The following is an 11,978-nucleotide window of genomic DNA, read 5'->3' as shown; positions in this document are numbered from 1 at the left end:
GGGAGCAACGTCATCGGCGATAAGGCTTACGGTTCGCAAGCCATCAGAGAGTACATTACTTCTCGGGAGGGAAGTTACACTATCCCGCCGAAGAGCGATAATCCCGAACCGTGGTTTATAGATGAGCATGTTTACAAGGAACGACACTTGGTTGAATGTTTCTTTCAGAAAATCAAATGGTTCCGTAGAATTTTCACCCGCTATGACAAACTTGACGCTTCGTTTTTCGCTTTTGTTCTTGTTGCTGCCAGTGTTATTTTATTGAAATAATACAAGCTGAAATGTTTTTTTTAAACAAGCCCTAGTCAGGCCAACATCGTATTTCATACCGACGACGAGCACAACGAGCACGGCAATACCAGCGAGAGTGATCCACTGTTTGCCGTTGAACGGCTCCATCGCCGTCTCGTCCATATCCACGTTGGACTTCATCTTGTATCCACCAAGTACGATGTAGATGACGATGAAATACACTGTCATCGCCATCAGCATGTTCATGCCGAACGGCCAGGCGATGCCGGTGATGCCTTGCGCTTCGGCCAGCTTCATGCCGAGGATGCCCGTGGGAGCGACAGGAGTACATCCGCCGCCGGCTGCGCCAAGGACGGATGTGGCCGAAAGAAGGAGCGGTGAAATGCGCATTTCAGCCGCGAGCGAACAAGTGAAAATAGCCATCAAGCCCATCACGGGCACAGTGCCGGGACCGACCGCGGCAAGGATTGCCGAGAAAACGTAGACGATGATAGGGATCAGCGCGGTACGTCTGCCAGCAAGTGAAACGATACGCTTGGCTAGCTGCTCCATCGTCTTGTTCTCCTGCGCGATGCTAAACATCAGCATGACGCCGAGCAACGTAACAAACAGCCCCGTGGGGAAACCCGACTGGATCTGCTTGACAGGAACGCCGGCAATCTTGCCGAGCACCAGCGCTAGTCCGAAGGCGACAAGGCCCATATTGGTTTTGCGGAAGAAACCAAGGCCGATCGCGAGGAGCAGGAACACCAGAGACAGAATTGCCATTTTTTCCATTTCAATCTCAACCTCCTAATTCGAGCTTTTGCAGAGCTCTGACGAACGGAGTTTATCACAAAAATCAACGGTATACAATGATGTAATAAATATGATTAAAATAAAACTTAATGCTCATATAAATAAAGCTCGCGTATACAAAATACGCGAGCTTTATTTATACAAGCGATTCATCAACCGCTGTTTCATGCGTTCAATATGCTGCTCGGCAATCTTCGCGGCGTCATCGGGACGGCGCTCTTTCATCGCTTTGATCAGCTCCCAGTGTTCGCCTGTGTTGATGAAGAACTCGCCCGGCGAAGCAACAGGATAATAAAACGGCATCGTGAACCAAAGGTCTTCCATAATCCGCAGCACACGTTGATTGCCTGCCATTTCCCAGATCAGGTGATGAAAACGGCTGTTTAGCGTTTTGAACGCGACACCATCATTCTCGCGCGCTGAACGGTCCATTTCGGTATTGATCTGTTCAAGTTCCTCGAAAGCGCTCGCGCGCCCTCGCAGAGTGGCTTTTTTGACAATCAAACATTCGAGCATTGTTCGCAATTCAAGATCTTCAAAAATCAACTCCGGCGTGATTTTTTTAACAACCATGCGCTTATTCGGCAAAGCCTCCACAAGCCCTGAGTGCTCCAGAACAGCGAGCGCGTCGCGCACGGGGATGCGGGACACGCCAAGCTGTTCGGAAAGTTTTTGCTGCGCCAGTTCGTCCCCCGGCTTTAACGCTCCAGTATAGATCGCCTCGCGCAACCGCTCCACAACAAGATCTTTGGCGGAGAGCGATTCAACTTTCATCTGTTTTCACCTCCTAAGAGGTTTTTAATCTTGATTCAACCAAAGAGCGCCCTATGCGCAGTCATATTACCATGATGAATCAGAGAAAAGCAAGCGTGCCCATTCCAGTCTGTATGCAGTTTTTCTGTGCTTCACTGTCCTCAAGGGAGCCCTTCATGAATTACTTATCGCTAGCTGAGTTTCCACACGACCGTTTCCGTAGCTCAGCTTCGTCATTCAGAGCTCCGTGTCGGAATTTGGCGATATTGAGACCGTGCACTGCTGCGTACCGAACTACAAGTTGAAGGAATTCACGGACCAGCTTCCCGCGGCCTAGCGGGACGAGCGGAACTCTCTACCTGACAGATCTGATTTCTAGCCCGGAGACACAGCTTGGTCGCTGTGCCACAATTTATCATCGAGACGTAGAAACCGGACGTGACGGTGCATTCGCTGTGGGAGCTAAGCCTGCGCGACGAGCGCTTTGAGTATCCCCGATCTGCACGGATGGGAAATGTTCGTCCAAGAATGCTGGTGAGCCCGGAACCGGGGCGAAGAGCAGGTAACCGTGAACTGCCGCGCAGAATGAACGTCCGCGTCCGCCAACTACTGGAAAATCGTGATAAACGGAGTTCTGCGGCGTGTCACTGTTACATCCCGCACCGCCGCGCAACCTGAAAACGGCGCCAAAACGTTTCGTCGGAAACGCTCCAAGACAGTTCATTTCGCACAGCGTCGACAAACAGAAACGCCTGATGGCGGAATACGCCGCTTGCGTTGGTGGCACAGAGCCCGTCAATTACTGCCACGACTGTCCGAGGAGCTGCTGCACGGCACGCGAGCTCTTCATCTGGCGTAGCTACTGTTACGGAGTAATGCAAATCCCCGCCTGTCACAAAAACATAACGAAAAGCACTATAATAATGCCTCGCTGAAATTCTTTCGACAAGCCGCTTTTCGTTGTCGTTCCACGTGGAACAGCTTTTCTTCGTGCCCTAACAGGACATGGGGTTAAAGACGTGGTCGACATAGTTGGCGTAATATATGCCCTCACCCTCGACTTTGGCGCAACACGTCTCGGCGCAGTGATCGCGACTGTCGCGCGCGACGGTGCAGGTCACTTCGTGGGCGTGGATCATGTCGATCTTCTTGGGTGACGTGCCCCCGGGGAACGCAGAGCCCGCATTCGATGCCGCTTTCGCAATAGGTAGCCACGCTGTTGCCGATGTTGTCGCTGGAATCCTGCACACACAAGGTCACGCCGATCATCGGACGAACCGAATTTTCGACGCCGGCATCGCAAGTGCACAAATACTGTCTCACATCACGCCGCGGCTGTAGTGGCCGCGGGTGGTGTTGGGGAGGTTTTGCGGGTTCCTGAGCGCGCCGGAAAGGGCCTGGCGGTACAGATCGGTCAGGCGGCGGATCTCGTCGGGGCGATAGGTTCGGGCGTCGATGCGCAGGCGGGCGACGCCGCAGTCCCGAAGCCGCGGCGCGAGGTCGAGGGCGCAGAGATCCTGCGAGTTGAGCACGTGCATGCGGCCAAACTGGTCACTCGCCAGGCGGAACGCCGCGCGCGTGCGATCGCGCAGATAGACTTCCCCGCGATGGCCGGAGGCGCTTTTTCCCTTGCCGCCGAGGAAGCTGTCGACAACGTTGTACTCCGACACCATCATCTCGATCGGTCCCTGCACGAGGCATTCCAGCGGCAGCGGGCTGACGCCGGCCAGATGGCGGAGCTGGGTCATGTTCAGTTCGATCGACGGCGTGGCGCCGGCGGCTCTCTGTTCGCGCCAGAAGAGCAGGCTCTGGCTGTTGTAAATGTTCAGGCTCATGTCGGCCCACAGGGGGATTTTCAACTCCATTTCGCGCGCCAGCTGCCAGAGGCCAAGGTTGTGGACGTTGAGCTGGTCGGCGCCGCTTTCCTGCGCCCGACGGAGAAAGTCGTTGAAAAGGCGCAGCTGCGGCTCCGCGACGATGCGCGGCGTACCGAGCGCGGCGCGGCGACCGGCGGCGTGGACCAGTCCGACCGCGGCGGCGCAGTCGGCGAAGCCCGCGCCTTGATTGAAGTAACGGTCGCCGCCGAAGATCACCCAGTCGGCGCCGCCGTCGAGCGCCGCCCGCACGCCGTCGAGGCGGTCGGTCCACACGGAAAGCCGCGTTTTCTCCGCGGGGCGCGCGGCGGCCAATTTTTTCAGATCGGCGTTTTCGCGTTCGAGCAACGCCGACGCCGCCGATTTTTCCACGGAGCGGCGCGGCGGCAGAAAATCGTCGAGCCGCGCCCGGTCCAGCGCTTCGCAGGCCTGGCGGCGGGCTTCGTTGATCTCGCTGATAGGGACCATCAGATCCCCTTCCACAGCCAGTTCCAGTTTGTCCAGCGCGTATTCCGTCGCGCCGAGGCGTTCGAGCTGGCGGCGCAGCGACGCTTCGTCCAGAGGGCGCGTGCGGGCCGCTTCGGCGAGGAAGCGAGTACGTCCCGTTCCCGTATGCCCTTCGCCGTCGCTGAGTCCGACTTCCAGCGGACGCCCGACGGCCGCCGAAACTCTGGCGTTCACGGGCACGCGCCGTTTGTTCTTTTCGCCGTAGAACGTGGCGGCGTACTCCATCAGTTTTGTGTCCAGCGTGCGGAACACGGGCGCGTTCCGGCGCACGCCGGGCGGAACGTCGATCTCGGCCAGAGCGCCGGCCGGCGCCGATTCGACTTTGCGCCCGCCGACGGTCAGAGAAGCCGCGGTCGTGCCGGCGCCGCTTCCGCCTGTGCCCGCGAACTCGAGCCCGTCGCCGCGGCGCAGTTCCTTCTCCAGCCTGATCGCGGCGCGGCCGCGCCGCAGCGATTCGACGCGGCCGACGATCACGCCGCGGTTGTCGGGGCGGGAATCGCTGATCATCTTCCGTCCCGGTCGTCCCCTCAGGTACGCCGTCGTAAAGCCGCGGTTGAAAATCTGTTCGACGGCGGCGCGGTCGCGTTCCGGCACGCGGCAGTTCCCGGCCAGGCAGCCGTCGATGGCGCGGCGGTACGCGTCGACGACCACGGCCACGTACTCGGGACGCTTCATGCGCCCTTCGATTTTGAAGGAGCAGACGCCCGCCTCGATCATCTGCGGCAGCACGTCGAGCGCGTTCAGGTCGCAGGGGCTGAGCAGATACGCGCCGGCGGCCCCGCCGAGCAGATTTCTGCCTTCGCGGTCAGTGAGCGCGTAGGGCATGCGGCAGGGCTGAGCGCAGCGGCCGCGGTTGCCGCTGCGTCCGCCGATCAGACTGCTCATCAGGCACTGGCCGGAATAGCAGACGCACAGCGCGCCGTGGATGAAGGCTTCGATCTCGAGGCCTTCAGCCGCGGCGGCCCGGAGGTCGGCGAGCGAAAGCTCGCGGGCCGGCACGGCGCGGACCATGCCGCAGGCCGCGGCGAAGCGCACTCCGGCCGAATTGGTGATCGTCATCTGGGTGCTGGCGTGCAGCGGCAGTTCCGGAACGATTTTGCGGGCCAGGCGCAGCACGCCGAGATCCTGCACGATGACGGCGTCCACGCCGGCGTTGTTCAGAAAAGCCAGGTAATCCGCCAGCTCGCGCATCTCCCGATCCTCCGCGAGCGTGTTCACCGTCACGAACAGGCGCACGCCGTGCATGTGCGCAAAGTATACGGCGCGGCTCAGCTCGTCGCGGTCGAAATTGTCGGCGTAAGCGCGCGCGCCGAAGGCCTTGCCGCCCAGATAGACGGCGTCGGCCCCGGCGTTCACCGCCGCTTCGAGGGCCTGCCACGTTCCGGCGGGGGCCAGCAGTTCAAGGGATTTTTTCATGATGTCCTCGCAGAGTTCTCTTCACGACGTTCTCCGCGGACGGCCGACGTTTTCCGCCCGCGCTTCGGCAGACGGCGGCGCCGTCCCGACGGGATGACGCCGCTATCTCTGTATTGTACTCCGTTTCAATGGAAAGTAAATTCGCGCCGGCGGCGCGCGGAAATCTTTTTCATCCGCGCCGGACGTTTCATGATAAACTGAGTCTGATCATGAAACGGGAAGGAGCCTCGGAGAATGGAACCGGTCGAGTTTCGGGAAATCGCCATGATCCTCGCCGTCGGCGAGGAATTGAGCTTCACGCGCGCCGCGGAGAAAAACTATATCTCCCAGCCGGCGCTCAGCAAGATCGTGCGCAAGGTGGAAAAAAATCTCGGCGCCGCCATCTTCGACCGCGGCTCTTCGCCGCTCCGCATCACCCCCGAAGGACAGCGCTTCATCGAGTACTTCCGCCGCCTCGAACAGGTGCGGAGCGAGCTCGAGAAATACTGCGAAAGCCTGCGCCGCCAAAAGAAGGCCGATCTCGTCATCGGCGCGCCGTCGTTCTTCTGCACCTACGTGCTGCCGCCGCTCGTGGCGTCGTTTCAGATGGAACATCCCTGCTTCTCCGCCAAGCTCATCGAGACCAACGACGCCGAATTGCGCGAGCTGCTTCGCGCCGGCGTGCTCGACCTCGGCCTGACGGTCGAAGAAAACATGCCGGCCGATCTGAAATCCTTCGTCCTGAAAAGCGAGTCGATCGTCCTTGCGGTGCCGCGCGCCACTCCGATCAACGCCCGGCTGCGGGATCTCGCCCTCGGCGAGAGCGACCTCCGCGGCGGCCTGGTCAACGAGGACGCTCCCTGCGTGCCGATCGGGGCCTTCGCCGGCGAGCGCTTTCTGTTCCTCAAGCCGGGCAACGATATCCGCGCCCGCGGGCTGAAAATCTGTCACGATGCCGGCTTCGAGCCGCAGATCGTGATGGAGCTGGACCAGCTGCTCACGGCGTACCGTCTGGCCGAAGCGGGGCTTGGCGTGGCGTTCATCCGCGCCTCCATCCCCTGCTACGCCGGTTTTTCGCCGGATCTCTGCCTGTACCGCCTCGACCATCCCGACACGCAGCGGCAGATCCGGGTGATCTTCAACGACGGGGCCCTCGCCAGCGAACGGCGGAAGAGCTTTGTCGCCTATCTCAAGAGCTGCCCGGAAGTCCGGTAAACATCAGGCTATTCCATTCCGAACACACTCCCATGCGCGACTGGCTATTGGATTTTTTCCGCCGCGCTGGTTTAGAATGAACTCAAATTGATCCACCATCCTGTCCCATTATGATGAAAGGCGGCATCCCTCATGAATATCGTTGAAAAGTTTGCCATGCTCGGCATCGATAACGCGCCCGGCCAGGAAAGCCTGCAGAAGTCCGAACGGCTCGACCTGCGCGGCGAAAAGCTGGCAGGCCCGCGCGTCGATTTCTCTCACGGCGACGTCGACGCCCACCTGCCTACGCCCGGCAGCTTCGAGGTGTTCTCCCACGGTTTCTTCGAGGGCGGCGCTCAGGCTTACACGCCGTACCGCGGCCGCAAGACCGTGCTCGAACACGTGGCGGAAAAGCTTTCGGCCTTCAACGGCGCGAAGATCGACCCGGCGCAGAATCTGATCCTCACGCCCGGCACGCAGGGCGCCCTGTTCCTCGCCATGGGCGCGAACGTGATGCCCGGCGACAAAGTCGCCATCGTCGAGCCCGACTACTTCGCCAACCGCAAGATGGTCGAGTTCTTCGGCGGCGAGCTGGTCCCCGTGCGGATGGATTATGCGGACGTCTCCGGCAAGGCCGGCCTCGACCTCGCCGCGCTGGAAAAAGCGTTTCGGGACGGCGCGAAGCTGTTCCTTTTCTCCAACCCCAACAATCCCGTGGGCTGCGTCTATTCCTGCAAGGAAATCCGCGCCATCGCCGCGCTGGCGAAAAAATACGGCGCCGCGCTGATCGTCGACGAGCTTTACAGCCGCCAGGTCTACCCGGGCGTAAAGTACACCCACCTGGCCGCTCAAAAGGAAGTCCCCGGCAACCTGATCACCATCATCGGCCCCTCCAAGACCGAGTCGCTCAGCGGCTTCCGCCTCGGCGCCGCGTTCGGCAGCGCCGACGTGATCGAACGCATGGAAAAGCTTCAGGCCATCATGGCCCTGCGCTGCCCCGGCTACAACCAGGCCGTGTTCTTCACGTGGTTCGACGAGCCGGCCGGCTGGATGGACGCCCGCGTCGCCGAACACCGGCGCATCCGCGACGACATCATGAAGGTTCTTGCCGCGGCGAAAGGCGTTTCCGCCCGGGGCACCGACGGCGGCAGCTATCTCTTTGTGACCATCCCCGAGCTCGACGTCAGCCTGCACGCTTTCATCCGCATCGTGCGCGAGCTGGCAGACGTGATCGTCACCCCCGGCACCGAGTTCGGCCCCCAGTTCCTGCACCAGTTCCGCATCAACTTCTCGCAGGACCACGACAAGGCCGTCGCCGCCATGAAGCGCCTGCTGGCCGTCATGGACCGCTATCGCAAAAACTAGACCGCCGCAAAAAAACAAACGGTTCCGCACAAACTGGCACGTGCGGGACCGTTTTCTCTATTTTTCGCCCTGAGCCATGGCGCCGGCAATGATCCCGTCAATCGAATCGGAATACTCTTTGAACACTTTTCGCGCCGCTTCGACAAAGCCCGTCATGTAACGAGGCTTATAGCTCTCGCAGCGATAAACGAGCATCGTGTGCTTCGGCGGAAAATCGTTCCTGACCGCGAACACGCGCAGGTCCGTGCGGGCACGATCTTTTTGCAGCAGATCGTAAAGGCTCATCTGATAGACGAACCCGATCCCGCAGCCTTGTTCGCAGAAGCGCAGGGCCAGATCGTGGCGCGACGTTTCGAAGACGACGCGAGGATGGAGACCGCGCTCCTGATAGTAGATGTCCAGCGATTCGCGCAGCGTGTTGCCGCGGGAGAACCCTACCTGCGGCAGATGGATCAGATCGGAAATTTCGAAGCCGCGCTCCGCCTTCCGCAGCAAATCCTCGTCAAAAAAACTGCGGACGAACTCCCGGCTGGCGATGCAGCACGCTTTTTCCTGCGAAAGCGTCCACGCTTCCGTGTTTTTTCGCACCGGCGCGTCCACGCCGATGTAAAGGTCAAGCTGCCCTTTGTCCAGAAGCTCGTCCAGCCGTGCGGTCGGCGCCTCGGTCATCGACGGCGTGATATTGGGAAACTGCGCGTGAAAGATCTCCCAGATGCGAGGCATGAAAATCGTCGCCCGGAAGCCGGTGATGCCGACGTTAAGCCGGCCGGTAACTGTGTCGGTGACATCGGCCAGTTCGGCAAGGAAAAGTTCTTCCAGCTTGACCGCCTTGCGCGCGTATTCCCTCAGACAATGCCCCGCCGGAGTGAGCCTCAGATGCGGTTTGCGCTCGAAAAGCGGCGTGCCGTAACGACTTTCCAGTTTCTGGATATGAGCGCTCAACGTCTGCTGAGTGATAAAAAGTTTTTCCGCCGCGCGGCGAAAATTCACCGTCTCCGCCGCCGCGAGAAAATAACGCAGCCCCCGCAGACTCATGAAGACGACCTCCTTTCGGACCGTGTGCTGTGCTCCTATTGAATTCTACCCTATACATCACATTTTTGACAGTCTAAAGACTGTCAGTTCGTTCTTTTTTGTTTGTTTGATTTGAATGGCAAGGGAATGTATGATGCAATCATCAGCCAGGAAACATTGTCTGTATACTCCATCGAGAGGTGTGATAAAGGTCATGCCAGTAAGCCTCGTCATTCGCGGCGGTACCGTTGTCGACCCGGCCAGCGGAGTGCACAAGCCGGCCAGCGTACTTATTGAAGACGGACGCTCCGCTGGAATCTGCGAACTTGGGGCAGAGCCTGCGGCGGCACAGACGATCGATGCGTCGGGCTGCATCGTCACGCCCGGTCTGATTGACACGCATCTGCACATGTTTTACGGCGGCACCGAGAACGGCATCCTGCCCGACGTGACTCTGCTGCCTATGGGCGTTACGGCCGGCATTGACCAGGGCAGCGCCGGCGCGGGAAATTTCCAGGCCTTTTACGATTCCATCATTTCCAGAAGCCGTGTTCACGTGTTTGCTGCTCTGAACATCTCCACTCAAGGGTTGATCACAAGTCGTTATCCGGAGAACCTCGATCCCGAGTTCACGGCGTTGCCTGACATCGAAAGACTTTTCGAGCGCTATTCCGGCGTGCTCTGCGGCATCAAGGTACGTATCAGCAAGGAACTGATCGGCGAACTGGGTCTGGCGCCGCTGCAAAACGCCATCGCCGCCGCCGAAAAGGTTGGCACGCGCATCTCCGTACATACGACCAACCCTCCCGTTCCCGTGCCGCAGTTCATCGGCATGTTCCGCAAGGGCGATATTTACTCTCACGCCTTTCAGGGGCGCGGCTTTTCCATTCTGAACGGACGAGGGCGGATCTGCGAAGAGGTACACGACGCCCGTAAACGCGGCGTGCTCTTCGATACTGCCGATGCACGCGTGCATTATCTTTATGCGGTGATCAAAGAAGCGCTTGCCGAAAATTTCTTGCCCGACACGATCAGCACGGACCTCGTTCAAGGCAGTCTGTTCCAGTCAGGCGTGTTCGGTTTGCCGCGCGTCATGTCCAAATATCTGGAGCTTGGCGTTCCTCTGGTTGATGTCATTCGCGCCGTCACGGCTGCGCCGGCGAAAGTCATCAATCGTCCCGATCTCGGCACCTTAAGCGCCGGAGCCACAGCCGACGTGGCGATCTTCCGGCTGACGCCCTGCAAGACGCAGATCGTCGACCGCGAAAAGGACGCGTTGACGCTTCGCAGCATTCTCGTTCCTCAGTGTACCATCCTGAACGGAAAAGTCGTTTTCCGTCAATTTGATTTTTAACGTCCACGGAGGTAAACAAATGAACGCCATCACGTCTGTTTTTGTCGATCTATCCGTACTCAGCCTTCTTCTGCTCATCGGATTTCTGCTGCGCCGACATGTTCCGCTGTTTCAGCGTCTGTATCTGCCCGCCTCGCTGTTAGCCGGTCTGGTCGGTCTGCTGCTGGGGCCGCAGGTGCTTGGCCGCTCCACGGCATACTGTCTGCCCATCGGCAATACGATCGGTCAGTGGCCCGGCGTGCTCGTCACTGTTGTGCTTGGTCTGTCGTTCTTCGGTTCCCGTTCATCGCACAACTTCGGACGCGTGGCTCTGTCGGCCGTGACGCAGGGAGGTTTGATGCATCAGACGCAAGTGCTTGTCGGCATGGGGGCGACGCTGCTGATGATGCCGTACTTTCCCAATCTGCCGTTCGCTTTCGGTCTCACACCGGTTTTCGGATTTCACGGCGGACACGGCACGGCCAACGCTGCCGGTGCTGCTCTCGCCGCAGCCGGCTGGGCTGATGGCGTGTCGGTAGCCAACACGATGGCCACCGCCGGCTTGCTTTCAGGTATCGTTCTCGGCATGCTCGTGATCAATATCGGCGTCCGCCGCGGCTGGTCACAGAAAGTCTCCAAGCCGCAGGACGTCCCCCAGGACATTCGCGAAGGCTATGTTCCCGTCGAGAAAAGAACTTCCATCGGCAAGGGAGTAACTTACAACGACGCTCTTGATCCGCTGGCATTGCAACTCGCGTTCGTCGGAGTGATCTATGGCTCAGCCCGTCTTCTGTCTCGAAGCCTGATCTGGATCCACCCGCTGCTCAAGGAGATCCCCCTGTTCGCCTGCGCTATGATATGCGGCGCTCTGCTATCCTATCTCCTTAAAAAGCTCAAAATGGCCGATTATATCGATCGCCCCACAGTAAACCGCATTTCCGGCGTTGCCCTCGATTATTTGGTCTGCTCTGCCATCGCGACGCTGTCGCTGAAGGTCTTTGCCCTTTACATGGTACCCATGCTGGTCACCATAGGCGCTGTCATTGCCGCCAATATCATAGCCAACTTCTATTTTGCCTGGAAGATGTTCGACATCGACTGGTTCGAGCGCGCCATGGGAAGTTACGGTCTTGAGAGCGGCGTGCTCGCCACCGGGCTGATGTTGCTGCGCGTCATCGATCCAAAGTTCGAGACCACAGGGCAGGAGTCGGCGGCCGCCTCGGCGGCGCTGTGCTATCCCTGGTCGCTGCCCTATATTATGTTCATGCCCATGCTGGCCTTCAAAATTTCGCCATGGCTCCTCCTGACCGGCAGCGCCGTTCTCTGGATTGTGTTCTATATCGTCACCCGCCGGTTCTTCTGGAACGGCGACCGCCGATTCAGCGACATCCTCAGCGCAAAGAGCGCAAAAGCTCAAGCGCAGCATCGGTAAAACCGGCACTGCTGCGTGAAGATTTTTTCGTTGTGTTTCCGCGCTTTGACGCGAAGGCGCA

10 protein-coding genes are annotated in these 11,978 nt (G+C 59.3%); 5 read left to right on the top strand and 5 right to left on the bottom strand.

Annotation, left to right across the window (positions count from 1 at the left end; translation table 11 throughout):
* A partial coding sequence (locus D7D26_RS07680; RefSeq protein WP_147413033.1) for a transposase occupies positions 1-270 on the top strand: 270 nt, incomplete at its 5' end.
* On the opposite strand, the gene D7D26_RS07675 is transcribed toward D7D26_RS07680, so the two are convergent.
* From D7D26_RS07675 to D7D26_RS07665, 4 genes are all read right to left on the bottom strand, one after another.
* On the bottom strand, positions 259-1,029 hold the full coding sequence (locus tag D7D26_RS07675) for an SLC13 family permease (RefSeq protein WP_199674721.1): 771 nt from the start codon (positions 1,027-1,029) through the stop codon (positions 259-261). The two genes, D7D26_RS07680 and D7D26_RS07675, sit on opposite strands and share 12 nt — an antisense overlap.
* 153 nt (positions 1,030-1,182) lie before the next feature.
* Entirely contained in the window at positions 1,183-1,824 is a 642-nt protein-coding gene (locus tag D7D26_RS07670) for a GntR family transcriptional regulator (RefSeq protein WP_120372649.1), read from the bottom strand.
* A 974-nt stretch (positions 1,825-2,798) separates the two neighbouring features.
* The gene (locus D7D26_RS12320) at positions 2,799-2,942 is read right to left on the bottom strand and encodes a hypothetical protein (RefSeq protein WP_158606308.1); all 144 of its coding nucleotides are present in this window, start codon (positions 2,940-2,942) and stop codon (positions 2,799-2,801) included.
* A gap of 180 nt (positions 2,943-3,122) precedes the next feature.
* The gene (locus D7D26_RS07665) at positions 3,123-5,600 is read right to left on the bottom strand and encodes a DUF3656 domain-containing U32 family peptidase (RefSeq protein WP_120372648.1); all 2,478 of its coding nucleotides are present in this window, start codon (positions 5,598-5,600) and stop codon (positions 3,123-3,125) included.
* Positions 5,601-5,834: 234 nt separating this feature from the next.
* Here D7D26_RS07665 and D7D26_RS07660 point away from each other — a divergent pair, with 234 nt between their 5' ends.
* Both D7D26_RS07660 and D7D26_RS07655 read left to right on the top strand, forming a co-directional pair.
* Positions 5,835-6,794 (top strand): LysR family transcriptional regulator, encoded by a 960-nt coding sequence (locus D7D26_RS07660; protein WP_120372647.1) that lies wholly within the window; start codon positions 5,835-5,837, stop codon positions 6,792-6,794.
* Positions 6,795-6,926: 132 nt separating this feature from the next.
* The gene (locus D7D26_RS07655; protein WP_120372646.1) at positions 6,927-8,138 is read left to right on the top strand and encodes a pyridoxal phosphate-dependent aminotransferase; all 1,212 of its coding nucleotides are present in this window, start codon (positions 6,927-6,929) and stop codon (positions 8,136-8,138) included.
* 57 nt (positions 8,139-8,195) lie between these two features.
* Here the strand turns inward: D7D26_RS07655 and D7D26_RS07650 are convergent, their stop codons facing one another.
* Complete coding sequence (locus D7D26_RS07650; RefSeq protein WP_120372645.1) at positions 8,196-9,173, bottom strand: LysR family transcriptional regulator; 978 nt, start codon at positions 9,171-9,173, stop codon at positions 8,196-8,198.
* Between the two features lie 193 nt (positions 9,174-9,366).
* On the opposite strand from D7D26_RS07650, the gene D7D26_RS07645 reads away from it, so the two are divergent.
* Both D7D26_RS07645 and D7D26_RS07640 read left to right on the top strand, forming a co-directional pair.
* Positions 9,367-10,506 carry an amidohydrolase family protein gene (locus tag D7D26_RS07645; RefSeq protein WP_158606307.1) on the top strand — a complete coding sequence of 380 codons (1,140 nt, stop codon included), beginning with the start codon at positions 9,367-9,369 and terminating at the stop codon, positions 10,504-10,506.
* Positions 10,507-10,525: 19 nt separating this feature from the next.
* A complete protein-coding gene (locus D7D26_RS07640; RefSeq protein WP_120372643.1) occupies positions 10,526-11,917 on the top strand; it encodes a sodium/glutamate symporter in 1,392 nt (463 codons plus the stop codon).
* Positions 11,918-11,978: the final 61 nt, after the last annotated feature.

Source organism: Pyramidobacter sp. CG50-2 (genome assembly GCF_003612005.1).
GTDB lineage: Bacteria > Synergistota > Synergistia > Synergistales > Dethiosulfovibrionaceae > Pyramidobacter.
Note: the sequence above shows the minus strand (reverse complement) of the source record. Positions and strands in the feature narration are given on the sequence as shown.

Bases quoted from the DNA above. Each gene is read 5' to 3' on its own strand.
- D7D26_RS07675 (WP_199674721.1), bottom strand. From the start codon at position 1,029: ATGGAAAAAATGGCAATTCTGTCTCTGGTGTTCCTGCTCCTCGCGATC.
- D7D26_RS07670 (WP_120372649.1), bottom strand. From the start codon at position 1,824: ATGAAAGTTGAATCGCTCTCCGCCAAAGATCTTGTTGTGGAGCGGTTG.
- D7D26_RS12320 (WP_158606308.1), bottom strand. From the start codon at position 2,942: ATGATCCACGCCCACGAAGTGACCTGCACCGTCGCGCGCGACAGTCGC.
- D7D26_RS07665 (WP_120372648.1), bottom strand. From the start codon at position 5,600: ATGAAAAAATCCCTTGAACTGCTGGCCCCCGCCGGAACGTGGCAGGCC.
- D7D26_RS07660 (WP_120372647.1), top strand. From the start codon at position 5,835: ATGGAACCGGTCGAGTTTCGGGAAATCGCCATGATCCTCGCCGTCGGC.
- D7D26_RS07655 (WP_120372646.1), top strand. From the start codon at position 6,927: ATGAATATCGTTGAAAAGTTTGCCATGCTCGGCATCGATAACGCGCCC.
- D7D26_RS07650 (WP_120372645.1), bottom strand. From the start codon at position 9,173: ATGAGTCTGCGGGGGCTGCGTTATTTTCTCGCGGCGGCGGAGACGGTG.
- D7D26_RS07645 (WP_158606307.1), top strand. From the start codon at position 9,367: ATGCCAGTAAGCCTCGTCATTCGCGGCGGTACCGTTGTCGACCCGGCC.
- D7D26_RS07640 (WP_120372643.1), top strand. From the start codon at position 10,526: ATGAACGCCATCACGTCTGTTTTTGTCGATCTATCCGTACTCAGCCTT.